General features: G+C 39.3%; 20 protein-coding genes. All 20 read left to right on the forward strand.

All coding sequences use genetic code 11. The features are described 5' to 3' along the window. Positions 1-44: 44 nt before the first annotated feature. Positions 45-659 (forward strand): DUF6338 family protein, encoded by a 615-nt coding sequence (locus DV740_RS12335; protein WP_118088214.1) that lies wholly within the window; start codon positions 45-47, stop codon positions 657-659. Beyond that, complete coding sequence (locus tag DV740_RS14835) at positions 646-795, forward strand: hypothetical protein (RefSeq protein ID WP_158561567.1); 150 nt, start codon at positions 646-648, stop codon at positions 793-795. The genes DV740_RS12335 and DV740_RS14835 overlap by 14 nt, the downstream gene beginning before the upstream one ends. Before the next feature lie 23 nt (positions 796-818). Then, positions 819-2,306: an RNA-binding domain-containing protein gene (locus DV740_RS12340; RefSeq protein WP_118088215.1), complete on the forward strand. Its 1,488-nt coding sequence runs from the start codon at positions 819-821 to the stop codon at positions 2,304-2,306. A gap of 72 nt (positions 2,307-2,378) precedes the next feature. Beyond that, positions 2,379-3,392, forward strand: coding sequence for an acyltransferase family protein (locus DV740_RS12345; protein WP_118088216.1), 1,014 nt, complete (start codon positions 2,379-2,381; stop codon positions 3,390-3,392). 13 nt (positions 3,393-3,405) lie between these two features. Continuing rightward, complete coding sequence (locus tag DV740_RS12350) at positions 3,406-4,473, forward strand: N-acetylneuraminate synthase family protein (protein WP_118088217.1); 1,068 nt, start codon at positions 3,406-3,408, stop codon at positions 4,471-4,473. Between the two features lie 11 nt (positions 4,474-4,484). Continuing rightward, positions 4,485-4,625 (forward strand): hypothetical protein, encoded by a 141-nt coding sequence (locus tag DV740_RS14840; RefSeq protein WP_158561568.1) that lies wholly within the window; start codon positions 4,485-4,487, stop codon positions 4,623-4,625. 150 nt (positions 4,626-4,775) lie between these two features. Next, entirely contained in the window at positions 4,776-6,020 is a 1,245-nt protein-coding gene (locus tag DV740_RS12355; protein ID WP_117840457.1) for an AAA family ATPase, read from the forward strand. 16 nt (positions 6,021-6,036) lie between these two features. After that, a complete protein-coding gene (locus DV740_RS12360) occupies positions 6,037-6,606 on the forward strand; it encodes a hypothetical protein (protein WP_117840459.1) in 570 nt (189 codons plus the stop codon). A gap of 34 nt (positions 6,607-6,640) precedes the next feature. Continuing rightward, positions 6,641-8,893 (forward strand): transglutaminase domain-containing protein, encoded by a 2,253-nt coding sequence (locus DV740_RS12365; protein ID WP_158561570.1) that lies wholly within the window; start codon positions 6,641-6,643, stop codon positions 8,891-8,893. A 185-nt stretch (positions 8,894-9,078) separates the two neighbouring features. Further along, entirely contained in the window at positions 9,079-10,968 is a 1,890-nt protein-coding gene (locus tag DV740_RS12370) for a hypothetical protein (RefSeq protein ID WP_118088219.1), read from the forward strand. A gap of 72 nt (positions 10,969-11,040) precedes the next feature. Continuing rightward, positions 11,041-14,250: an N-acetylmuramoyl-L-alanine amidase gene (locus DV740_RS12375; protein WP_118088220.1), complete on the forward strand. Its 3,210-nt coding sequence runs from the start codon at positions 11,041-11,043 to the stop codon at positions 14,248-14,250. A gap of 104 nt (positions 14,251-14,354) precedes the next feature. Further along, a complete protein-coding gene (locus tag DV740_RS12380) occupies positions 14,355-16,793 on the forward strand; it encodes a glycosyltransferase family 2 protein (protein WP_242994311.1) in 2,439 nt (812 codons plus the stop codon). Positions 16,794-16,848: 55 nt separating this feature from the next. Next, positions 16,849-17,982: a dTDP-4-amino-4,6-dideoxygalactose transaminase gene (gene rffA / locus DV740_RS12385; protein WP_118088221.1), complete on the forward strand. Its 1,134-nt coding sequence runs from the start codon at positions 16,849-16,851 to the stop codon at positions 17,980-17,982. A 36-nt stretch (positions 17,983-18,018) separates the two neighbouring features. After that, entirely contained in the window at positions 18,019-19,035 is a 1,017-nt protein-coding gene (locus DV740_RS12390) for an NAD-dependent epimerase/dehydratase family protein (protein WP_118088222.1), read from the forward strand. A 19-nt stretch (positions 19,036-19,054) separates the two neighbouring features. Next, on the forward strand, positions 19,055-20,200 hold the full coding sequence (locus DV740_RS12395; RefSeq protein ID WP_118088223.1) for an ATP-grasp domain-containing protein: 1,146 nt from the start codon (positions 19,055-19,057) through the stop codon (positions 20,198-20,200). Next, entirely contained in the window at positions 20,197-20,553 is a 357-nt protein-coding gene (locus DV740_RS12400) for a hypothetical protein (protein WP_022244461.1), read from the forward strand. Before DV740_RS12395 ends, DV740_RS12400 begins: the two co-directional genes overlap by 4 nt. Before the next feature lie 4 nt (positions 20,554-20,557). Continuing rightward, positions 20,558-20,890 (forward strand): EamA family transporter, encoded by a 333-nt coding sequence (locus DV740_RS12405; protein WP_117840472.1) that lies wholly within the window; start codon positions 20,558-20,560, stop codon positions 20,888-20,890. 12 nt (positions 20,891-20,902) lie between these two features. Continuing rightward, on the forward strand, positions 20,903-21,847 hold the full coding sequence (locus tag DV740_RS12410) for a glycosyltransferase family 2 protein (RefSeq protein WP_117840474.1): 945 nt from the start codon (positions 20,903-20,905) through the stop codon (positions 21,845-21,847). Continuing rightward, complete coding sequence (locus DV740_RS12415) at positions 21,828-24,764, forward strand: YfhO family protein (RefSeq protein ID WP_158561571.1); 2,937 nt, start codon at positions 21,828-21,830, stop codon at positions 24,762-24,764. The genes DV740_RS12410 and DV740_RS12415 overlap by 20 nt, the downstream gene beginning before the upstream one ends. Positions 24,765-24,769: 5 nt before the next feature. Then, complete coding sequence (locus DV740_RS12420; protein WP_118088224.1) at positions 24,770-26,722, forward strand: DUF2142 domain-containing protein; 1,953 nt, start codon at positions 24,770-24,772, stop codon at positions 26,720-26,722. The last annotated feature ends 36 nt before the right edge of the window (positions 26,723-26,758 follow it).

Consider the following 26,758-nt stretch of genomic DNA (forward strand, 5'->3'; position numbering starts at 1 on the left):
TACGGCATTTGTTGAAAAATATTTGGATTTTTGAGGAATGTAATATGACAATAAATTCAATTGAAATAGTTGTTTATACAGCATATTTTTTGTTGCCTGGATATATTATAAATGAAATAATTCGTACAATAGTACCTGAAAAAAGGTTATTAGATGCAGAGAAGGTATTAAGAAGTATAGGTTATAGTATTTTTGAACTTGCTGTTTGGTACTGGCTATTTAATATAATAAAAGCAAACATTTATGGAAATCTGTATTGGCTCGTACTTATAATTATAGTTTTATTTACGAGCGTTGTATTAGGAATAGCTATAGGTTTAATTAGAAAATTTAATCCTATAAGAAAATTATTATTAAAGTTGAAAATCTCCGCAGAACATATCATTCCAACGGCATGGGACTACAAATTTTCAGAATTGCAGGAAGGAAGAAAATTAACTGTCGCACTTAATGATGGGACTTTTATAAGGGGAGTGTTTTATAATAAATCAATGGCATCATCTGATGATAATTACAGAGATATATTTTTGGAACAAGTTTATGTTTTAGATGAAAATAATATATGGAAAATAGTAGAAGATACAGATGGCGTTTGGATAGCACCCAATATAATTAAATGGATTTCATTTATGGAGGATAAAGAAAATGCAACAGAATAGTAATAAAAATAAGACAAAGGCGTTTGGTTATCAACCGAAAGAAGAAAGAGGTTATCAACCAATACAAAATAATTCAAATAATTCGAATAAAAATAATACCCAACAGTCAAATGGAAATGTAGCACAAAACAAGTAATAGATGAGAAGGGAGATTACAGCATGGATTTAAAAACAATACAATCCATTTTATCATTAGGAGAAAATGTTGCTGTTGAGTTTAAACGTTGTGGTAATGGAATAGAATCAGATACCTATGAGACGGTATGCTCGTTTTTGAATCGCTTTGGCGGTGATATATTTATGGGTGTGCAGGACGATGGAAAGATTGTTGGTGTACCTGAAAAAGCTGTATCTGATATGATTAAAAATTTTATCAAGGTAGTAAGTAATCCTGAATTATTTTCGCCTACAGTATATCTGGTTCCAGAAGCTATAAAATATGATAATGAGCATACCATTCTTTATGTTCATATTCCGCCTAGTGCAGAAGTTCATAGTTATAAGAAAACAATTTATGATCGAATAGATGATGCGGATATAAAAGTCACTGCGACAGGTGCAATTGCTCAAATGTATATTCGCAAGCAGGGCGTTTTTACTGAAAAGAAGATTTATCCATATGCTACATTAGAAGACTTGAGGATGGATTTATTGCCGAAAATTAGAGTGATGGCACAGAATCATGCAGGCGGTGTTCATCCTTGGACAGCTATGAATGACATAGAACTACTAAAAAGTGCGGGATTGTATAGCAGAGATATTGTAACAGGCGAAGAAGGATTTAATCTTGCAGCAATTATGTTGTTAGGAAAAGATGATGTAATCTTAAATGTTGCACCGGCATATGTAACGGATGCATTGGTACGAAAAGTAAATATAGATCGTTATGACGATAGAGAGGTTATCAAAACAAATCTGATAGAGAGTTATGATAGACTGATGGATTTTGGAAAAAAACATTTGCCGGACAAGTTCTTTTTGGAAGATACAATTAATAAGAGTCTTAGAAACACTATTTTAAGGGAAATGGTGAGTAATGTATTGATGCATCGCGAGTTTTCAAGTAGCTATATAGCAAAATTTGTTATTGAAAAGGAACGAATGTATGTGGAAAATGCAAGCCGGACAACGGGTAAAGGTTATATTACAGTTAATAATTTGGAACCAAATCCTAAAAACCCTGTTATAGCATCGTTTTTCAGAAATATAGGGTATGCAGATCAGCTTGGCTCAGGTGTTAGGAATCTATTTAAATATAGTAAATACTATTCAGGGCAGGAACCGGAATTTGTAGAAGGAGATATATTTAAGATTAGTGTGCCATTAGATGATGCATATTCATTTGATTTTGGTAAAAAGAGTGAGACCAATGAGACCAAAAGTGAGACCATTGAGACCAAAAATGAGACCAATGAGACCATTAAGACAGATTTGGTTCTTTATACCAAGGGTTTAACTGAAGATGAGAAACAGATTGTGCTTTTAATGGAGAGAGAATCCGCTATAACACAAAAAAGATTGCATGAACAAACTAAAATCTCAATGGGAACAATAAAAAGAATTATACCAGAATTGCAGAAGAAAGGGATAATAAAAAGAGAAGGGAATAATCGTTCGGGAAAATGGATTGTTAATGATAAATATTAGACGGAAGAAAAGATTATATCATAAAATAGTAAAATTTCATGACATATAGTGATAAATAATTGGAGAACAAATATGCAGAAGAACATAGCATGGCTTTCGAGCCTGCGTGGAATAGGCTGTCTCTTTGTACTGGCAGCACATCTTGGTACAAGCTCGACAAATTATGGAATGTATTTTAACGGCTGCGGCAAAATAGGTGTCTGGCTGTTTATGATTTTCAGTGGATTCTGGTTTTTGTATCCGCTCTGCCAGAGGCAGCAGGCTTTGAATGGACGGAATCTTATGGGTTATTATGGCAAGAAAATCATCCGGATTATGATACCATATCTGGCAGTTCTGCTGATTTCTATGGGACTTGGATTTATTCCGGATGGAAAGGAACTGTTGCGGCATTTGTTGCTGATAGATGGATTTGGGCATTTCTGGTATATGCCGGTTATTATGAAATTTTTCCTGATTGCACCGCTGTTCTGGCTGTTGCAGCAGATGATAAGGAATAAAAAATGGCTGTTTGCAATAATCGCAGGAATTGGCATTGCACTGTCAGTAGTATTTCCGTTTACCACATACACAGAAAATTCCATGCAGTTGCGGTGGTATGTTCCGGTATTTTTAATGGGAATGCTTCTTGCAATTATCTGGGACTTCTGGAATAACTGGAAGGAAAACAGCGTAGGAGCAGATGTAATTGTACTGGTGTTGGCAGTAATATTATTTTCCTTTACACCATGGTTCCGGCAGAAGTTGTGGGGAATAGAGCCATCTGCTTATCTGCAGAATAAATATCTGCTGATGGGGGGATTGTGGTGCCTTATTATTCTTGGAATCGTAAAAGGAAAAATATGGAAAGCATGGCTTAATAAGAGCCGCATCCTGCAATGGATTGGAGAAATCAGCTTTCCGCTGTACCTCATTCATTTCCCAATCTTAATGCGGTTAAATACTACGGAAATGGGATGGACGAAAAAAGTGATTATTGTATTGGTTACAAGTATTTTACTGGCGGCAATTCTCCATTGGGGCGTGGAAAAGCCATGTATCACATTGTCAAAGAAACTGACAGAATATAAAAAGTCAGAGAAGTAAAGGAGAAATGAATATGAGTAAAATTATCGAACGTGCTCTGACACATAAAGCAGTACTGATTGCAGAGATTGGTGTAAATTATTATGACATTGCAAAGAAAATGAACATTTCCAATATGGAAGCTGCGAAGTTAATGATCAAGAAAGCCAAGGATGCCGGAATCCATGCAGTAAAATTCCAGACCTATAAAGCTGATACGCTGGCAGCAAAGGATTCTCCTTCTTACTGGGATACCACGGAAGAGACAACAACATCCCAGCATGAGTTATTTCAGAAATTTGACCAGTTTGGCGAAAAAGAATATCAGGAGCTGAAGGATTACAGCGACGAAATCGGCATTGAATTTTTATCCACTGCATTTGACATCGAATCTGCAGATTATCTCGATAAGATGATGGATGTCTATAAAGTATCTTCATCCGATATGAATAACCTTCCGTTTGTGGAATATCAGGCAAAGAAAAATAAACCAATGCTCATTTCTGTAGGCGCAGCCAATGAGGATGAGATTGACCGCATGATAGCAACAGTCCGTAAGGTAAATAACCAGCCGCTTTGCATTCTGCATTGCGTACTGGAATATCCGACTCCATATGAGCATGCTAACTTAAATAAGATAGCAAGCCTGAAAGAAAAGTATAAGGATTTGATTATCGGATATTCAGACCATACGAAACCGGATGCCTGCGCAGATGTAATCAAAACAGCGTACAATCTGGGCGCGGTAGTAATAGAGAAGCATTTTACACTGGACAAGACCTTAAAAGGAAATGATCACTATCATGCTATGGATCCGGAGGATGCAAGAAAGATTCTCTCCGGAATTGAATTTATTGATACCATTCGTGGCAAAGGTGATTTATGCTGCTTAGAGACAGAGCAGACTGCCAGAAAGAATGCAAGACGTTCTCTGGTAACAACCTGCGATATTGCCAAAGGAACCGTAATCACAAGAGAAATGCTGACCTTCAAGAGACCGGGAACCGGAATCTCTCCGGAACGGATGGAAGAAATTATTGGACGCACGCTGAAGGTGGATGTGGCAGAGGATACGATTTTGAAGGATGAAATGTTAGGATAACTGGAAAGGAAATGATAGCAATACTGTGGTTTGCCGGATTCCTTGCAGAGGCATCCGTATCTGCCGGAATTTATGTTTCCCTGCTGTGGAAATTTATCTTGGAACATAATCCAGTGTCTGGCTGGATGAAACGGTATTATATTAGCCGATAATTGTGGTTTCAAAAGAAAAATGAGTGATATATGAAAAAATATGATACAATAAGAAAGAAGTTATAGAAAAAGGTATATATTTCTAAGAATGAATGTTAATGAAAAGAAAAAGGAATAATAGATATATTAAGAGATGAGTAGGAGGTTACGGTGAAATTTAGTATTAATAATGTGGGAAAAGTAAATGATGCAGAAATTGAAACAAATGGAGTAACTGTCATTGCCGGATATAATGATACTGGAAAGACCACAATATTAAAGGCAATAGATGTTTCATTGAAATCCTTTGCTGGAAGGGAAATAGAAATAGAGAACGAGCGCTGGAAAAGCATTAATAAATTATTATTACGAAAAGAGCAAGTCTTTGATGAAATGGGATTTTCAGAATTACCAGAGTCGATTTTATATGATATTTTTGATGGGTTACGTGAATTGAAAATCAACCCTCAAAGAATTCAATATGAAAATTTTGAAAATATTTATTATAAGGTAATAACCCCTTTTGTGACGGATGGAAAAAATGATAAAAAAATGAAGGCACTTCTGTCAGATGAATTTGTCAGAAAATTATATGATGGATTGGAGGAAATTATTTATCGTTCCACGCAGGATTATTGGGAATATTTGGTGACGTTAAATTTAAGAAAAATGTTCGGTAACCAGACGGTTAATTTGATGAATAGAAAAGATTCAGTAATTGTTTGGAAACAGAATGAAAAATCAGGAAAAATAGTCTATAATGAAAAACTTCTTCTGGCAGATGGAGAAGAATTGCCGGGGGGAGAAGTTATTTATATGGAAACCAGAAATTTGCTGGATGATTTTGAACGATTGCAATGGGGAAGAAATGATTGGAGGATTTGGCTGAACAGAAAAGAGAAAATTGAAGTATATGAACAATATAATGAGATAGAGAAAAACAAGATGTTATTGAATGATATTTTTAAAGATGTGCTACATGGAAAACTCAAGAGAGATGAAGGGGCATTGAAGTATCAGGATGAGAAGATATCCGATGCAATCAGTCTGCATAATATCGCATCTGGAATGAAGTCGTTATTAATATTGCAACGTCTTGTAGAGAATGGAACTTTAAAATCTGGTTCATGGTTGCTCATTGATGAGCCGGAGACCAATTTACATCCCGAATGGCATATTAAAATGGCTGAAATTCTCGTCTTGATGAAAAAGGAAATGAATATTAATGTTATCGTATCCTCACACAGCGCCTATTTTATAAGAGCATTAGAAGTGAAATTGGCGGCTAATCAGATGAAAGCAAGTGGAAAGTTCTATTTAATGGAACAGAGCGGAAATATGTTTGATGCAAAAGACGTAACAGAAAATACAGAGAGGATATATGCGCAGTTATATAAACCATTGGAAGAATTATAGGAGTTGTGAAAAATAAATGACAAAAGTTGATTTACCAGAGAAAAAGGTTACACTGGAAGAATGTTCTAAAAATGATAATGGAGAGCCGGTTACACATTTAAAGAATAAGGTTTATTGTTTTGATACAGTAAGTGAAATGGAGGCAATGTTATACCGCAGAAAAAAGAAGTTATCTTCGGCAGATGCGATATATATTGATGAACAGGAAAAAATATATTTTTTTGAGTTTAAAAATGTGCCACATAATCATGTTTCGCATAAAGGTATATTGGAAAAAATGCATGATAGCATCTTAACCTGGCAGGTGTGTCAAAATTCTGAAAAGTCATTAGATGAATTGATGGAAAAAAGTACATATTTTGTGATATATAATGATAGCCATTATGAGGGTCAAAGAGAAAATGAGAGTAATTCGTTGGAGAGTCTGAAAAAACAAATGAAAAAATTGGCTAAAATTGAAACAGAAGAAGAACTCTTATGGGAAACGGAAATTTATCAAAATACTTTTTATCGAGAAATTCATACGATTGATGTAGATGTTTTTGAAAGAAAATATGCAAAGAAGATTTTTGCGGGCATGAAGTAAGATGTGGAAAAGCAAAGAATTAAGGAGGGAACCAATGAAGAAAAAAGTAGGAAACAGATTAATTGCCTTGTTACTGGCATTATTTATGGCAGTAACCATGATGCCGGATATGGCGGTTGGGGCAGAAGAAACAGACAATGGGGTGGCTGATGAAGCACAGAAGTGTGGTTATGAACAGCCAAAGGCCATCAATGTCGGAGAACTTGATGAGGATGAAGCAGAAGATTTACCAATAGTCAGGGCACAGTATAATGCAGCAGATGCATCTTACTGGGCAGTATATGGCTCCGACTATTATTATAGTAAGATGTCTAGCGCAGAGAAGCAGCTCTATCAGGCACTTTATGATGTGAATATGTCATTCCTTACAGGAAATAAGAGCGCCGGCTATAAGACCTTTGATTCTGCGAGACATTATCATTCGGGCTTTGTTTCAATCGGCAGTCTGGATTTGGATACTGCACTGGAAGTAGCAAAAATTCTCCAGATGTCCAATCCGCAGTTCTATTTTGTAAATGATGAGATGCTTTATGGTGTGAATTCAGATGGTAAATATCAACTGGCATTAGGCGTTTACAATACCTGCTCAAATGGAAGTGCAAGAGCGGATAAGACGAATGGAATTAAAAACAAGCTGGATTCATGGGTAGCATCGATTAAGAGCAAAGCGACAATTCTTGATATGGAGCAGGAAGCACATGACATTATTATGCGGAATTGCTGGTACTCTGAGGAGGGAAACTATCATCAGAGCAGTGCCGGAGTTTTATTAGAAGGTAAAGCAGTATGTGCCGGTTATGCGGAAACCTTTGAAATGCTTTGCAATGCAGTTGGTATTCAGACGGTATGTGTTACCAGCAGCAGTCATGAGTGGAACAAAGTAAAATTGTATGGCAGATGGTATGCAGTGGATTGTACCTGGGATGACGATAAAGATGATAAAACGGGAACCGTCTATGGTTATATGTATTTTAATGTGTCAGATAATTACAGTGATGAATATAGCAAGTGGTCGCATACAGCAGAAAGCTGGTGGAGCAGCTATAGTGTTCCGGTCTGTGAGAATAACAACGTAATTACAGATAGAGATTATAAATATCAGGGAGTGGATTATTCGTCAGTCTTTGATGTGGATTATTATTTGAAAACCTACCCGGATATTAAAGCAGCTTTCGGTGCGGATGAGAATCAGGCATTTATGCATTTTATTAATAATGGAATGAATGAGGGGCGTCAGGGAATAGCAAGCTTTAATGTAATCTCTTATAAGAACAGGTATAAGGATTTAAGGACGGCATTTGGCAATAATTTACGCTCTTATTATTTGCATTACATATCAAATGGTAAAGCAGAAGGACGTAAGGCGACAGGTGATGTGACGATTACGGATGGTGTCTCCGTATATAATGGAGTAGACTATTCCGCAGTATATAATTACAGCTATTACATTAAGAAATATCCGGATATAGCAAAGGCTTTTCCAAATGATGATATCAGTACACTGGCTCATTTTGTGACATGTGGCATGAATGAAAAACGTCAGGGAAATATGAACTTTGATGTGAATTCTTATTACAATCAATATGCAGATTTACGGAGTGCGTTTGGTACAAACTGGAGAGCTTATTATCTTCATTATATACAGAATGGCAAGGCAGAGGGCCGGAAAGGAACCGGAACTAAAACTATGCAGGGAACTACTGTATACAATGGAGTAGATTATTCTGCAGTTTATAATATGGATGATTATCTGAACAAGAATACAGATGTGAAGAAAGCTGTTGGCGGGGATGACCTTGCTGCAATTGCTCATTTTGTGAATTACGGCATGAAGGAAGGCCGCCAGGCAAGCAGTAAATTTGATGTGAATTCTTATCGTATGCGTTATAAAGATTTAAGAAGTGCATTTGGATATGATTTGGCAAGTTATTATTACCATTATATGAGTTCTGGTAAAGCAGAGGGTCGTCAGGCAACCGGAAAAGTAACAGATATTGACGCGGTTACAGTATATAATGGAGTGGATTATTCTGCAGTTTATAATTTTAATTATTATGTGAACGCAAATCCGGATATTAAGGCAGCATTTGGAAATGATGATCTGGCTGTATTGTCACACTTCGTGAATTATGGAATGAAGGAAGGCCGCTGTGGTTGTGAAGCATTTAATGTGTTGACCTACCGTGAGAAAAACGGAGACTTAAAAGCCGCATTTGGCGATGACTTGAAACAGTATTATATCCATTATATGAACTATGGTAAAAATGAAGGAAGAAAAGCTGCATAGATTGGAATGCAGATAAGAAAGGCTGTTGCACAGGCAGATGAATTTCGGCGGTGCAGCAGCTTTTTCCATTTTGTGACAAAATTCTTAAGATTTTCATAATGACAAGTAGTAATTCTTTAAAGTAGATTCATATCGTGTTACAATACAAACAGTTGTGCAAATAGAAAAATATGGAGAAAATACTTATGAGAAAAACATGGAGACGACAGCTTGCCTTGGGGCTGGCAGTGGTAACGGTATGGACGAGTGGAAATGCAGAACATTTCTATGCGGGGCAGAAAGATTGTGAGACTTCGGCAATCAGTACAGAGAGACTGACAGATACAGAACAGAAAATCAATCTGGATAAAGTCAATTATCAGGTGAAGAAAAGTGCGTATGCACCTGTTTTTGATGCGTCCTATTATGCTGGGAATAATAAGGATTTGAAAGCAGCATTTGGAAATGATGAAAATGCACTTTTTCAACATTTCTTAAATTACGGAATGTCAGAAGGCCGTCAGGCAAATGCTGAATTTAATGTAAAGTCTTATCGGAATGCTTATGCAGATTTACGACAGGCATTTGGAAATGATTTAAAGAGTTATTATCTGCATTATATGAATTGCGGTAAGAAGGAAGGACGAAAGGCAGCCGGTGTTACAACCTTGCAGAATCCGGTTACAGTATATAATGGCGTAAATTATTCAGCTGTATATAATTACAATTACTATATCAGCAGGAATCCGGATGTTGCCAGGGCATTTCCGGATGATGACATCAGTACACTGGCACATTTTGTGAATTATGGAATGGCAGAAGGACGCCGGGGAGCACAGAATTTTGATGTGACCTCTTACCGGAATGCATATGCAGATTTGAGACAGGCATTTGGAAATGATTTGAAAAGCTATTATCTGCATTATATAAATTGTGGTAAGAGGGAAGGACGAAAGACAACCGGTGTCACAGAATTGCAGAATCCGGTTACAGCATATAAGGAAAAAGATTACGCAGCCGTATATAACTATGATTATTATATTTCAAAATACAGTGATTTAAAGAAAGCTTTTGCAGGAGACGACAGTGCAGCAATCCGTCATTTCGTAGAATCCGGAATGGCAGAGGGCAGACAGGCAAGTGGCGAATTTATACTGAGTGTATATAAGAGCAATTACAGTGATTTAAGAGCTGCATTTGGCAATGATAATAAGAGTTATTATCTTCATTATATTGATTATGGAAAAAAGGAAGGTAGAAATGCAGTAACAAAGATTGGTACAACGACGAAGCCAGAACTGAATCCGGAGCCAAACCCGGCTCCAAGCCCGGAACCGGAAGAACCGGTAACAACGGAGGATAAGATTAAAGCAAAGGTTGCAAAAATCAGTAAGGATTATGGAGTGACAGTCCTGACTGGAGATTCGGCAGGTTTCTATTGGACTGATACATATTGTTCCGGCGAGACAGACCCGGAGACAACGCTCACATGGATTACAATGGTGGATGAACAGATGGCAAGATATCCGAAAGGTTTTTTTACAGACATGCAGGATATTACTACAGTAACCATAAAGCTGGTACATAATTTGGATGCTGGCGGAGGTTCTTTTGCAGGAGTGACAAGCAGGGAGTATGGAGATCAAATGTTTATTGCACTAAATACATCCCAGTCTTTTTTACTGTCTGATAGAACCTTTAATCATGAAATGATGCATCTGATTGAATATTATATAGAAGCAAAATCATGGAATGATTCCACACAGCAGTATGAATCACCATTAAAAGCAACGGAAGCAATCAAACCGGATGCAGAAGTGAACAGTACAAATAGTGATTATACCACATCGGATTATAACAGAGGATGTGAAGAACAATATTATATTTCTGCTTATGCTAAGACCAATGGAAGGGAAGACCGGGCAGAAACATTCACAGATTATATGTTCCGCGCCTATAAGAAGGACTATATGATAAGGGCAGACTATCCTATTCCAAAGAAACAGCAGATTATTGCCGACTGTATCAGACAGTATTTTCCATCAGCAGCAAGCCAGCCGGCAGGCAGTCTTTCCTGGGAAAAGTGGTTGCCATAATCAGATAAAGTGTTAAAATAGATAGTTAGCAAAAAGAAACAAGTAGTAAAGCAGCAAAGGAGCAAAGATAAAATGAAAAAGAAATGGAGCAGAAAAGCAGCCCTTTTGCTGGCAGCAGTAACAATTCTTACCAGCCTGCCTACAGAATATCTGTATGCAGCACAAACGCAGGAAATACAGGATACTGTAACGCCAGAAGAGCAGAGCAATGAGGAAACAGTAGTAGACACAGCCCTTACCGGACAGGAGAGTGTTGCAGACACTGAACAGGAAACGACAGAGACAGTAGAAGGAACAACCGCTACAGAAGAAACTACTGATGGAACAGAAACTGCCGGAAAGTCAGAAATAGAAACACAGAGTGCGGACACACAAAATGCAGTGACAGCAGATATATTGACAGCAGAAGATTTACTGAATTATCTGGTATTAGATAATGCGTACATAGCAGTTGGCGGTACACAGAATGTAGTTGCCAATATCGGAAATGAAGATTTAGCTATTGGTGGTGGCAGATTACTGTATCACAGAGTATCTGATGGAGCAGCTTATGAGATGGCAGCCACAGAGATAGATGGAAACGGTCTCAGATTTTCAGAGACTTTTGCGGATGAGAGCCGTACCGGTGAATATGCATTGGACGCTATCATTTATGAGAAAGATGGTCAGGAGTATCAGATTTGTTTATCTGATGCAGGAATGGATGTTAGGTTTGGTGTCAATACAGAAGTAGAGACCAATCCGGATGCAGAAGTAGTAGATGAAGAGACCACAGATGTAGATATGGATGTAGTAAGCTTTGATGAAAATGGCAATCAGACATCAGAAGATTCGATTGAGGATGCCATTGCAACCCAGAAAGCAGAAACGGCAGAATCCGGAATAAGCAAAGCACGTTATAATGGAAATGTGGTTGTTGTCTTAGACCCGGGGCACGATGGAACCCATGGCGGAAGTTCTGCAAATGGATTCGTGGAAGCACAGCTGAATCTGAAAATTGCACAGTATTGTAAAGCGGAACTGGAAGAATACTATGGTGTGACTGTATATATGACGAGAGATTCTGCCTCCTGCCCGAATGGTGGGGGAAATAATAAATCCTGCCTCCAGCGGAGAGCTGATATAGCAAGAGATATGGGAGCAAATCTTTTTGTCTCTCTACATAATAATTATTCCAGTGCATCCAGTGCATCTGGTGCAGAAATCTGGTATCCAAACCAGAATTATAACCCATGGACCAGTCAGGTAGGTGGCTCGGCTGCATCTAAGATTTTAGAGCAGTTGACCAGGCTTGGATTAAAAGACAGAGGGACACAGATAAGAAATGCAAAAGAGGATAAATATCCGGATGGCTCAGCAGCAGATTATTATGCAGTAATCAGACACTGTAAGGAATATGGCATCCCTGGAATTATTGTAGAGCATGCTTTTATGTCTAATTCTTCAGATGCGGCTAACTTCCTTTCCAATGATGAAGGATTAAAAAAACTTGGTGTGGCAGATGCAACCGGAATTGCACAGTATTTTGGATTAAAGAAAGAGACACCGGAAGAATATTCAGCAGTATTTGATGCTGCATATTATGCAGACCGCTATCCTGATTTAAAGGCAGCATATGGCGGTGATGAAAGTGCGCTATTACAGCATTTTATACAGTATGGTATGGCAGAAGGACGCCAGGGAAGTTCCCAGTTTGATGTATATTCATATAAGAATCTGTACCCTGATCTGAGGGCTGCATTTGGAAATAATTTAAAGAGTTATTATATGCACTATATTAGTAGTGGAAAGGCAGAAGGAAGAAAAGCTACAGGTGTAAATACATTACAAAAGCCGATAACGACGTACAATGGAATAGATTATTCAGCCGTATACGATTATAATTATTATCTGAAAAAGCATAGTGATTTGGCGAAGATATATACGAATGATGATATAGGATTACTTGCTCATTTTGTAAATTGTGGAATGAGCGAAGGACGTCAGGCAAAAGACAGCTTTGATGTTTTTTCTTATCGGAATCAATATCAGGATTTGAGAGTAGTATTCGGAAATAATTTAAAGAGCTATTATATGCACTATATTAGCAATGGTAAAGCAGAAGGCAGAAAAGCTACAGGTGTGAAATCTATTCAGAATCCAGTAACAACATATAATGGAGTAGATTATTCTGCGGTATATGATTACAATTTTTATATCAAAAAATATGGTGATTTAGCAAGAATATATACAAATGATGAAGTAGGACTGCTTGCCCATTTTGTAAATTGTGGAATGAGTGAAGGACGTCAGGCAAAGGCTGATTTTGATGTTTTCTCTTACCGGAATCAGTATCAGGATTTAAGACTGGCATTTGGCAAAGATTTAAGAAGCTATTATGTTCATTATATGAATAGTGGCAAAAAAGAAGGACGAATCGCAACCGGTGTAAAAACTTTGCAGAATCCGGTTACAAGCCTTAATGGTACAGATTATTCAGCAGTATACGATTATAGCTACTATAATGGCAGTTACAGTGATCTGAAAGCTGCTTTTAAGGGGGATGATATTGATTTACTTTCCCATTTTATAAATAATGGAATGTCCGAAGGACGTCAGGCAAGCAAGAATTTTAACGTTCAGATATATAAAAACAATTATACTGATTTGCAGCAGGCATTTGGCAATAATTTGAAGTCATATTATATGCATTATATCCAGAATGGTAAAGCAGAGGGCAGAAATGCACAGTCACAGATTTATCATTCTGTTATTACAAAATCAACGACTACAGTAAACCAGATGGTGAATTACTATAATGCGAAAGCTTCCTATCCTTCCTATTATGGAAGTGCCGATGCAGCAGACATCCGTGCGTTCTGTCAGATGTATTATGAGGAAGCTGTAGCGGAAGGTGTGGATCCGGCACTGGCATTCTGTCAGGCAATGAAAGAGACCGGTTTTTTAAGATTTAATGGACAGGTACAGATTGAGCAGTTTAATTTTGCAGGAATGGGTGTAACAGGTGCAGGCACGAATGGAGATTCCTATCAGAATGTAAGAGAAGGAATCCGGGCACATGTGCAGCATTTGAAAGCATATGCAGTAAAGAATCCAGTCTTTGCAAATCCGGTTGTGGATAAACGTTACAGTTCCTGGTTTGCGGCAAATCGTTCCGGAACAGCTCCATATATCGAGTGGCTTGGTATATCAGAGAATCCATCTGGATTTGGCTGGGCTACAGAAAAAGGATATGGTTATAGTATTTTAAATGATTATATGAATCAGTTATACAAGTATTAAAAGAATAGAAAAGGCATAGAAGCCGGGTGGTCATTATTTGACCATCCGGCTTATTTTTGGTACAATATAAAAAGCTATGATTTCTTTTAAGAACGGAGGCAGCTATGGCAGAACGTGACTTTGTTGCAGAATGTATCAGACTGCATGTACAGGATAAAAAACAATTGATAATTCGTGGATTTTTTCCGGAGGATAATCCGGAGAAAAGAACACTGAAAGTATATGTGAATCAGAAAGAAATGCCGATTTCCATTGTATGCACAGAAGGACCGGAGGTGCGGAGAAGATATCTTCACTATCGGATGAATGTGGGACAGGAAATTACCGCAAGCCTGCAGCTGCCGGAAGAAGCTGTGACTGACTTCAAGGTATGCAGCTGTCTTGGCACGGAAGAAACGGAAGTTTTTCATGCTAACAGAAAGCAGTTTGAAAAGCTGGTTCATCATCTGGACAGCAATCTTGAAATGGAACGTTTTGAGGAGAATCAGTTTATTCTGACTGGCTGGAGTGCTGCAGGAGAAGAGACGGCATGCAAGGTTATTGTAGATGGAACAGAAGTCTCTACAGAGGTTCACTGGAAATACCGGAAGGATGTAGTAGATGTAATCCCGGAGCTTTCTTCCGATGCAAAATGCGGCTTTGAGATATATGTGCCGGATAAGGGTGGCAGTAAGCTGACTTTGAAATTAAGTGCCGATGGAAGAGAAAGCACTTATGTTGCAGCATTAGATAAAATAAGACACGGAGAAAACGGTCAGGATACCGCGAATATTTTTCAGAAGACTTTGCGCTACTGGAAGAATTATGGACTGAAAAATACTATAAAGAAGGTCTGCCAGAAGTTAAGTGGTCAGAGAGATTATGGAAATTACGAGGATTTTCTGAAAAAATATGGTGTGAAGGAAGAAGAACTGGCTCGACAGAGACAGGAAGTATTTGAAAATGGTCCATGTTTCTCCATTGCAGTTCCGCTGTACCAGACAAAAGAAAAATATCTGCGGGAAATGATAGAATCGGTACAGGCACAGACTTATACGAATTGGGAGCTTTGCCTTGCGGATGGAAGTGGCAGGGAACACAGCCTCCAGCCTGTTGTCGGGGAATATATTGCAAAAGATAAGCGGATTAAATATTGCCTTTTAGACAGCAACGAGGGAATTGCCGGCAATACCAATGAAGCATTGAAAATGGCAGACGGTGATTTTGTTGTGCTGACAGACCATGATGATTTACTTTCTCCGGAAGCACTGTATCAGTGTGCAAAAGCGGTACAGAAGGAGCCACAGACAGATGTGATTTATTCGGACGAAGATAAAGTGGATATGAGTGGAAAGAAATTTTTTGAGCCGCATTTTAAATCCGATTATAATATTGATTTGTTGTGTACCATGAATTATATCTGTCATCTCTTTGTTGTTCGCAAAGATGTGATGGAGCGGGCGGGGTTATTTGAAAGCTGTTATGATGGTGCACAGGATCATGATTTTATTTTACGTTGTACAGAAAAAGCAGAGCATATCGTGCATATTCCGAAGGTGCTGTATCATTGGCGCTGTCATGCACAGTCAACCTCCGAGAATCCGGAAAGCAAGTTATATGCCTTTGAGAATGGGTGCAAAGCGGTAAAAGCACATTATGACAGAATCGGAATTCCGGCAGAAGTGGAGCAGGGACCATTCTATGGGATGTATCGTACCCATTATCTCTGGAAGGAGCAGCCGTTAGTATCTATTTTGATTCCAAATAAGGATCATGCTGCGGATTTAAAAAAATGTATGGATTCCATAGAAGAAAAATCCACATACCGGAATTTTGAATTTATCATTGTAGAGAATAACAGTACAGAAGAAGAGACCTTCGCTTATTATAAAGAGATTGAGAAAAGGGATAATGTCAGGGTCTTATATTACAAGGAAGATTTCAATTATTCAAGAATCAATAATTTTGGTGCAAAAGAGGCAAATGGGGAATATGTCCTGCTTCTGAATAATGATACAGAAATGATTGAGCCGGACAGCATCAAAGAAATGCTGGATGTATGTATGCGTCCGGATGTGGGGATTGTTGGAGCCAAATTATTATATGAAGATAACACGATACAGCATGCAGGCGTCATCATTGGCTTCGGTGGTGTTGCAGGACATGCCTTTATCGGACAGGACAGAGATGATAATGGATATTTTTCAAGAATTATAAGCGTTCAGGATTTGTCAGCAGTAACGGCAGCCTGTCTGATGGTAAGACGAAGTGTATTTGATGAAGTAGAAGGTTTAAATGAAGAATTTAAGGTAGCTTTTAATGATATTGATTTTTGCCTGAAGGTAAGAAAAGCGGGCTATCTTGTGGTATATAATCCATATGCACAGTTTTATCATTATGAATCAAAGTCCAGAGGGCAGGAGGATTCCGCTGATAAGGTGGCGAGATTCCAGCAGGAGATAGGTTTATTTGGAGAACGATGGGGAGAACTTTTAGAACATGGAGATCCGTACTATAATCCAAATTTAACACTGGATAAAGCAGACTTTTCATTAAAGGAATAATAAAATGATAAAATAAAAGATAGTAGATACAATGAAACATAATGGAGGTTTGGAAATGATTAATTTCAACGAACCACCTTATATGGAAAAAAGCATGGACTATATCCGTAAGGCGGTAGAAAATAAGAAAATATGTGGGGATGGGGAATACACCAAGAAGTGCAATATCTGGTTAGAAGAACATACAGGAACAAAAAAGGCATTGCTGACAACATCCTGTACCCATGCAACAGAGCTTGCGGCAATTCTGTCAGAAATCAAGCCGGGAGACGAAGTAATTATGCCGGCTTATACCTTTGTATCAACAGCAGATGCTTTTGTGTTGAGAGGGGCAAAGGTGGTATTTGTAGATATCCGGCCGGATACCATGAATATTGATGAAAAACTGATTGAACATGCAATTACGGATAAGACAAGAGCAATTGTTCCGGTACATTATGCCGGGGTATCCTGCGAAATGGATACTATTCTTGCAATTGCAAAGAAATATAATCTTCTGGTGATTGAGGATGCGGCCCAGGGTGTGATGGCTTCTTATAAGGGGAAAGCACTTGGAACCATGGGAGATTACGGATGCTACAGTTTCCATGAGACAAAGAATTACAGTATGGGAGAAGGCGGAGCACTTTTAATCCGGGATGAGAAAAATGTGGAAAATGCAGAGATTGTCCGGGAGAAGGGAACTAACCGCAGCAAATTCTTCCGGGGACAGATTGATAAGTATACCTGGGTAGAAGCAGGTTCTTCTTATCTGCCAAGTGAATTGAATGCAGCATATCTTTATGCACAGCTTGAAGCAGCGGATAAGATTAATGAAAAACGTCGGTCTATCTGGAACCGCTATTGGGATGGATTGGAAAAATTATCTGATGAGGGTAAAATTATCCGCCCAACGATACCGGAGGGCTGCGTACATAATGCACATATGTTTTATCTGAAAGCAAGAGATTTAGAGGAAAGAACAGCTTTAATCAGTTATTTAAAGGAACAGGGGGTACAGGCAGTATTTCATTATATTCCATTACATACAGCACCGGCAGGCCGGCGCTATGGTATGTTTGCAGGAGAAGACCGTTATACAACGAGGGAAAGCGAGAGGCTGGTCCGCCTGCCATTATATTATAATCTGTCATTGGAACAGGCAGACTATGTGATAGATAAGGTTAATGCATTTTACAAAGAGAGATAAATGAAAATACAGGAAAGAGGACAGAGGGCAGAGTAAATGGTTATTGTTATTGGGGCAACAGGATTTATTGGAATGTATACCGTAGACCGCTTCTTGGGAGAAGGTTATGAGGTGCTGGCAACTGGAAGAAATGCAATCATGAAGCAGGAACTGGAAGCAAAAGGCGTTACCTGTGTGTCATTGGATATTTCGAAAAAAGAAGATTTTGACAAATTACCGACAGAAGGTGTAGAGGGTGTCATTTTACTGGCAGGTCTGCTTCCGGCAAATGCACCGGTGGATATCAGTGCAGATGAGAATGCCGCAGACTATATCCGCATTAATGTAGAAGGAACCGTTAATGTATTAGAGTATTGCCGGAAGAACGGCATTAAAAAAGTGATTTCCACCAGCAGCTATGCAGATGTAAGAAATGCATGGAAGAAAGGCGTTGCTTTAAAAGAGACAGAGCCGAGAGATTTTATGTATACCGGAGACCATGCGGTATATGTGATTTCCAAAAATGCAGCCAATGATGTGATGGAATATTATAATGAGCAGCATGGCATGCAGTGTGCATCTTTCCGCCTGCCACCGGTATACGGAGTAGGACCTCATTCTGAGATTTATGTGAATGGTAAATATTATAAGACCGGAATCCAGACCTTTATTGAGAATGCAGAAGCCGGAAAAGACATTGAAATCTGGGGTGACCCACAGATTTCCAGAGACATTATTTATGTAAAGGATGTTGCAAGAGCATTTGTGATGGCATTACGCAGTGATAAGACCTATGGCCTTTATAATATGACATCCGGTACAGAACTAACTTTAGAGGAGCAGGTGCAGACCGTTATTGACGTATTTGGACCGGGTAAGGGATCTAAGATTGTCTATCGCCCGGATAAGCCAAATAATACACCATCCTTTTTGTTTGACATGACAAAGGCGAAGGAAGATTTCGGTTTCGTGCCGGAATATCTTTCTTATCGTGCAATAATGGAAGATTATAAAAAAGAATTAGAAAGCGGAAGATGGGATAAGTTTATCGCAAGCCGCCGCAAGGAAAGTTAAGTGCCGGGAGGATGGCAATATGAAGAAAATTGTAATTATAGGAGCGAATTCTTTTCAGAATCCGCTCATTTTAAAGGCGAAAGAGATGGGATATGAGACACATGTATTTGCATGGAAAGATGGCTCTATCGGAGAACGGACAGCAGATTATTTTTATCCCATCAGCATTGTGGAAAAGGAAGCAATCTTAGAAGAATGCCGGAGGATTCAGCCGGATGCAGTTGCAACAATAGCATCTGATCTTGCCAATATTACCGTGCAGTATCTGGCAGAGCAGCTTGGATTACCACATAATTCTGACAACTGTATCTATATATCTACCAATAAATTTGCTATGCGGGAAGCTTTTTCGAAGCATGGTGTGCCGACACCGGGCTTTGTCAGTGTATGTGAAGGGGATGATTATGCGGCGGCTGTAGCAGATATGCAGTTTCCAATGATTGTAAAACCGACCGACCGTTCCGGAAGCCGCGGTATTATGAGGGTGGAACGCATGGAAGAGATTGCTCCGGCAGTGGAAGAGGCAGTGCGTAATTCCTTTGAAAAGAAGGCAATTATTGAAGAATATATCGAAGGCAATGAATATAGCTGTGAATGTATTTCTTATCAGGGCAGACATCATGTGCTGGCGGTGACAAAGAAATATACCACAGGATATCCTCATTTTATTGAGACCGGACATATGGAGCCACCGGAGCTTTCTGAAATCGAAATGAACCGGGTGAAGGAATTTATTCCGAAGGCACTTACTGCTCTTGAGATTGAAAATGGTGCTTCCCATTCGGAATTTAAACTGGATGCCGATGGCAATGTAAGAATCATTGAAATCGGTTCCCGTATGGGTGGCGACTGTATTGGCTCCCATCTGGTATATTTATCTTCAGGATATGACTTTGTCCGCATGGTAATTGAGACTGCTTTGGGACAGGAACCGGAACTGACACCGGCACATGAGCCGATGTGTGCAGGAATCCGCTTTGTGTTTACAAAGAAGGATCTGGATGTTTTGGAGGAGATTAAGAGCAAAAGTCCGGAACTGCTTCAGATGGTAAGTGAAATGGAACCGGTAGGGGAACATCAGGTAGTAGACAGTGGAAGCCGTTTTGGTTATTACATTCTGGCTGGAAAAAATCAGGCAGAGATTAAGGATTGGTTGGAACGATGAGTAAAGTAGAAGGAAAGAAAAAGTGGCTACTGCTGATTTTACTGCAGCTGGTAATTATGATATACACATTATCCGGTGTGGCAGCGAAGTTTGCAGCAGGATATGAGTTTTTATCCATGGGATTTATTCTGTGTTACGGAGTAGAAATCTGCATCCTTGGATTGTATGCCATTTTCTGGCAGCAGATTATCAAAAGGGTTGATTTGTCGGTAGCATATGCAAACCGGAGCATTGCGATTTTGTGGTCTATGATCTGGGCAGCACTGATTTTTGGAGAACATATTTCGGTACAGAATATTATTGGTGTCCTTCTGGTAATTGCCGGCACCATGATTGTGAATAAGGAGGGATAGAAGGATGATATACTGGCTTTTTCTTGTAGCGTCTGTTATTGTTGCCTCTTTTTCTCAGGTCTTATTAAAGAAAAGTGCAGCAAAGAAGTACGATAACGTGATTAAGGAATATCTGAATCCTTATGTAATTATCGGATACATGATGATGGTTGGAACAACGGTACTGACGATTTTAGCTTATCATGGCATTGAGTATAAGAATGGCCCGGTCATTGAATCATTGGGTTATATTCTGATTATGATTTTAAGCTTTTTCTTTTTTAAAGAGCCGATTACAAAGCGTAAAGTATTTGGAAATGCACTGATACTGCTTGGTATTATCGTGTTTTACCTATAGGAGGGTATGAAAATGGATATATCAGTTGTAGTTCCGGTCTATGGATGCCGGGCAGCACTGCATGAATTGCATAGACGTCTGGTGGAATCAGTCAGCACGATTACCGATGATTTTGAAATTATTCTGGTAAATGATGCCTGCCCGCAGAATTCATGGGAAGTAATCGAAGAAATATGTAAAGAAGACAGCCGTGTAAAGGGGATTGAATTATCCCGGAATTTCGGACAGATTATGGCAATAACTGCAGGTCTGGATGCTTCCAAAGGAGACTGGGTTGTCGTAATGGACTGCGATCTGCAGGACAGACCGGAGGAAATTCCGAATCTTTATCGCAAAGCACAGGAAGGGTACGATGTAGTCTTTGCAAGAAGAGCTCATAGAAAAGATTCTTTCTTAAAAGTGCTTGTCTCAAAGATGTTCTATAAGATTTATTCTTTTGCATCGGATGGACATTATGACCCGGCAATCTGTAATTTCAGTATCAGCAAACGGGTGGTAATCGATAATTACTGTAAGATGCGTGAGATGCACCGTGCCTTTGTAATTTATGTGAAATGGCTTGGATTTAAGCAGACTGCAATTGATGTGGAACACGACCAGCGTTTTGAGGGAAAATCCTCTTATAACATGAAGAAACGTTTTAAGATGGCGGGAGAGATTTTAACCTCCCAGTCGGATAAACTTTTGAAATTCACCATGGGCTTTGGATTTCTGATGTCCATCATTTCAGCACTGGTGATTATCGGACTGATTATCTATTATTTTACCGGACATGTGGCAGCAGGCTGGACCAGTATCGTGGCAACCAACTGTCTCATCGGAGGAATTATTATTATGGTAGTCGGTCTGGTAGGCATTTATGTAGGAAATATCTTTATGCAGTCAAAACAAAGACCCCTTTATGTGGTACGCCAGATGCTGAATGAGGAGAAGGAAGATGCAGATTCAAGTCGATAGGAAGAAATGGTTAAAAAATGCAGCAGTATTGCTTGCAGAACTGGTTCTGATTCTTACAGGGCTGGTTCTGGTGGGAACGGTTGGAACAAGAGGTTTTGACAATCTAAAGATATATACCACTATTTTTCCACAGTATCAGGATATGGATGAAGTGTTAGCCGGGGCCAACGACCTGATTCCATCGGAGGATGGAAATGGTTATGTGACCGGAGAAGATACTTATTTTGTGATTCCGGTGGATTCGGATAAGTTAATTGATCTTGAGATGAGCCGTATTGAGGGCGAGGGAATCTTAGGAGAAATCTGGCAGTCGGAAAACGAGACCTTTGCAGAAGAATCGTCTCCGTATACCTTTGAACTGGGGCACAATCCGGTTCAGATAAAGAAAACAACAAAGTATATCCGGGTTAAGATTTCTTCCCAGCCGGGGTTACATTATAATCTTACAAATGTAAGCTATCGCAATCCTTTCAGTGTGTTTGCAAGAATGCATAAGAAGGAGATTGCAAAAGCGGGAGCAGCACTGTGGCTTCTTTGTATTTTACTGCATGGAATGGAGTTGATTCCGGCAGAGTATAAAAAGCTTCGCAAGTGGCTGACAGTTTTTGTCTTTCTTGGATTTGTAGGAATTACAGCACTGTATGTATTCTACGATTTTATTTTTGGAGAGCGGCTTTTTATCTATATGGATATGGGCGCAGATACGATGCAGCAGTATTATCCGTATTATCTAAACTGTGTGCGAAGAATTACGGAAGGAACATTTTCCATTTGGAATTGGGATTATGGACTGGGAACCAGTTTTATCAATAATATTTCACAGACCCTTGATCCCTTTGGGCTGTTTGTGATATTAGGCGGCGTGGTACTCGGTATCGGAAAAGTAAGACGGCTTTTGGTAATTGCGCAGATTTTAAAAATTATTATTTCAGCATTGCTGTGCCGCTATTTCTTAAAGCTGTTTCCGGTAAGTGAGAAAGCTGCTTGTATCGGCGGGTATCTCTATGCTTTTAACGGATATTTGATGCTCTGGGGACAGCATTACCTTTTGGGAACCATCTGTATCTATCTTCTTTTGATATTGATTTTTTTAGAGAAGCTGATACAGGAATTTAAGATAAGATATGTGGCAGGGCTTGGAATTTCCGTTGCAGCATCGATTATCTACAGTTATTACAATACGTATATGGCACTGGCATTTGCGGCAATCTATTGTATACTGCGGCTCTTGAATCCAAATCTTGGAATGAATGTGAAGGAGCGCATCAAAAGAGGCTGCTGCATATTAGGAAGTGTTATTTGCGGTGTGCTGACCGGTGCAGTGATGCTGCTTCCGGCGGCATCCTATCTGACCTCTAGTTCTTCCAGACTGGATTCGGAGGCATCGGCACTGGCAAAATTCTTTGGCGGTCTGTTTTCGTCCTATACCATGGCACAGAATGCAGAGACAGCAGGCAGACTGATTTCGAATAACTTATATTATATCAACGATTATAGCTGCATTGATGGCTGGACTAATTATTATGAGATGCCAAATGTGTGCTTTACGATATTTATCTATTTCTTTTTGGGACAGCTTCTTGTACAGAGCATAAAGCGATGTAAGGATGTAAAGAAAATATGGTATGGCGTGTTGATAGCTCTAGTTGGAATTTTATTAATCTTTAATCCGGGTGTTGCTATTGCATTCAATGGATTTGCTTATGCACAGACGAGATATACCTTTGTGCTTATGCCGATAGCAGCTTTACTGGTTGCTGTGGAGTGGGACAGACTTATGATAAAAAAAGAGTTCAGCTTCACCGGGCTGCTACTTGGATTGGTAGCCAGCATGTATGTAGTGATTGAAGCATATAACCGGGCATCGGATGAAGTGAAGAAATATGATGCAGTAATTCTTACCTTATTTGTTGCTTTTGCAATTATTTTACTTGCGGTGGGACTTTGGAAGAATCGTCAGGTTCAAAAGGTTGCGGGGAGTCTGTTTTTGGTATGTATTCTGTTATCCACCTGTCTGGAAAGCCATATGACCAATAATAACCGTTGGACAGCATATACCTGGACAGAAGCAATGGGATATGATGGTCATACCATGACAAATGATACCATGGATGCCCTCCAATATTTAAAAGAGCAGGATAAAGGCTTCTTCCGTGTGGATAAAGGATATGCAGCGGTATCTACCTATGGAGATTCCCAGGTCATGGGTTATTCTTCTGTGACAGATTATAACAGTACCATTAACCGGCATCTTGCAGATTTTTATAATATGTTATATACCAAAGTAAAGGTATCCGATGCCCAGAGGCTTTTTGAATATTCTGATGAATCGGAAGTCTATCCAATGAGCCTTATTAACTTAAAATATATTTTATCCATGGGAGAATTGGATTATTCCTGGTGTGAATATGTTGGCAGAACAGGCAGCGTTTATATTTACAGAAATAAGTATGCTGATTCTGCTGCGTCCTTCTATACCAATACGATTTCTAAGAGCGAATGCGAATCTATGGATGAGACAGGACGGAGGCTGCTTTTAAAGGATACCTTAATCGTACCGGATGGAGAGGATGTGCTGCATGATACCGAAACCGGAGAAGTGACACTGGGTTCATTTGTAGCAGATGGAAAATATTTTACCGGAACTATTTCGAATGAAAAGGAAGGCTTTCTGCTTCTTACAATTCCGGACCAGGATGGATGGGAAGTTTATGTTGACGGTAAGAAAACAGAGACTATCAATGGAGATTATGGTTTTCTGGCAGTGAAGCTTGCGGCGGGAAATCATGAAGTGAAGGCAGTCTATCATATCCCTTATATGAAACAGGGGGAAGTAGTAAGTATTCTTGGAGCATTATTGCTGACAGGTTATTGTCTGTGGCTGTATCGCAGGGATAGAAAGAGAAAACAGGGGTAAGGAAAATGAAGGAAAAGTTAAAGAAGATACCACCGAAATATATCGTGGCGGGAGTAGTTCTTATTGTCATGCTGTTGTTGCTGGTAAAGCATCGGAGCATATTCTATAACTCTAATCAGGATAATTATAATGATATGAGTGGAGAAGAGGAAAATATTGCTGCTGAAGATGCGGTGGTGTCACAGTATTTTACAATTTCCGGCAATATGCAGAATATCGCGTTGCTTATGACGAATGATTCCGGAGAGGATATTACGATTCAGGCAATGCTTAGGGATGCAGAGACAGATGAGGTATTAAGTGCAGTAAAATGTAATGTGCCAAAGTCTACCGGAACAGAAGAAGTGGTAAGCATGGAACTGACCTTAGATGGGGTAGAGGGAACACGAAGTGTATATCTGACGTTAGAAGAGGAGACCAGGGAATCGGAGGTATATTATTGTGCCTTGACCGGAGATTATGAGCAGACGCTTCTTGTTAATGAAGAGGCAACGGCTGCAAGACTTCGTATGTCGGTAGTCTATGGTGGTGGACTCAATAAGACATTTTTTGTTCTGTTTGCACTGGGAATGGCAGTGGTAATTGGAATCTTTGTAATGCCGGTAAAATGGGCAAAGCCGGAAAATATGGTACTGATACTGGTTTTTGTGATGGGACTTAGCATGGCAGTAATCAATCCGGCATTTCAGGAATGTGACGGACCTTCCCATTTCTACCGGAGCATGGACGTGTCCTATGGAAATATACTTGGTTCCTTTGCTAATCTCACGCATGAGGATGGTGTGATTTATGTGCCGGAAAATGTGCAGGAAATTGCTTATCGGCAGTTGACACCAAATGGCAGTGAAGGAACTGCCTATATGGAATATTTAAAGAGCCATAAGTTTTCAAAAAATAAGATAAAGATGACTTATTATGACAGTGTGACTTCCGTAGTATACTGGCCACAGGGGCTTGGAATCTTCCTTGGAAGGACGTTCAATTTCAGTATTTATGGTGTAATATTGATGGGACGTATCTTCAATTTGCTGGCATATATGGGACTGGCATATGCAGCGGTGCGGTTTATGCCGTTTTATAAGAATCTTATGGCAATGTTTGCAGTGATGCCTTTAAGCATTTATCAGGCATCCTCTCTTTCCCAGGATGCAGTATTAAATGGTGTGGGCTTCTTATTTGTAGCACTGTGCTGTTACTATGCTTTTGATGAAAAAGTGAAACTGAACTGGAAGAAAACACTGGTGCTTGGACTTTTATTATTGATGATGTTCTTAAGTAAATATGTCTATGCGTGTCTTGGCCTTTTGGTGTTTATGATACCGAAAGATAAGTTTAACAGCAGAAAAGATTACTGGAAATCCTTTATAATCGCATTACTTCCGTTCGTCATCTTAGGTGGCTATGTTATGCTGCGGGTATCCTCCGGAATCAGCGGCTTGCAGGCAGGTGCCAGCGGCGGTGCAGACACCATGACACAGATGCAGTATTTAAAGATGTATCCGGCTGCGGCAGTAAAGGTTATCATTTCTACCTTGTTGGTAAATATCAATGCATATCTGATGCAGTTAAATATTTTAGGCAGTATGAATTATCCACTGACACTGTTTTTGGTATTTGGACCATGCTTCCTTTTGGGTGTTGGTCTATTAGACGGTCAGGAAGTAAGAGGACGGATTAAGATACGACACCGGATTATTATGCTGCTTGCTTTTATAATCACTTTTGCAGCAATTATGATGGGACTTTATATCGGGGATGGCATTGCCAATCCGGTAGGTTCTTCTGTCATCAATGGTATTCAGGGTAGATATTTTATTCTGATGCTGGTACTTCCGTTTCTGGCGCTGGGAAGTGACCGGGTGAAACAGGATATCAGACATTTTACGGTAAAATGTTCCGGAATCATGGGAATTATGCTGTTGTACGCAGTATTTATGCTGGTGAATACCTGCTATTAAAGAAAAGATAGAATAAAGGAAACAAAAGAAAAACGC

Source organism: Roseburia sp. AF02-12 (genome assembly GCF_003461765.1).
Classification (GTDB): Bacteria; Bacillota; Clostridia; order Lachnospirales; family Lachnospiraceae; genus Roseburia_C; species Roseburia_C amylophila.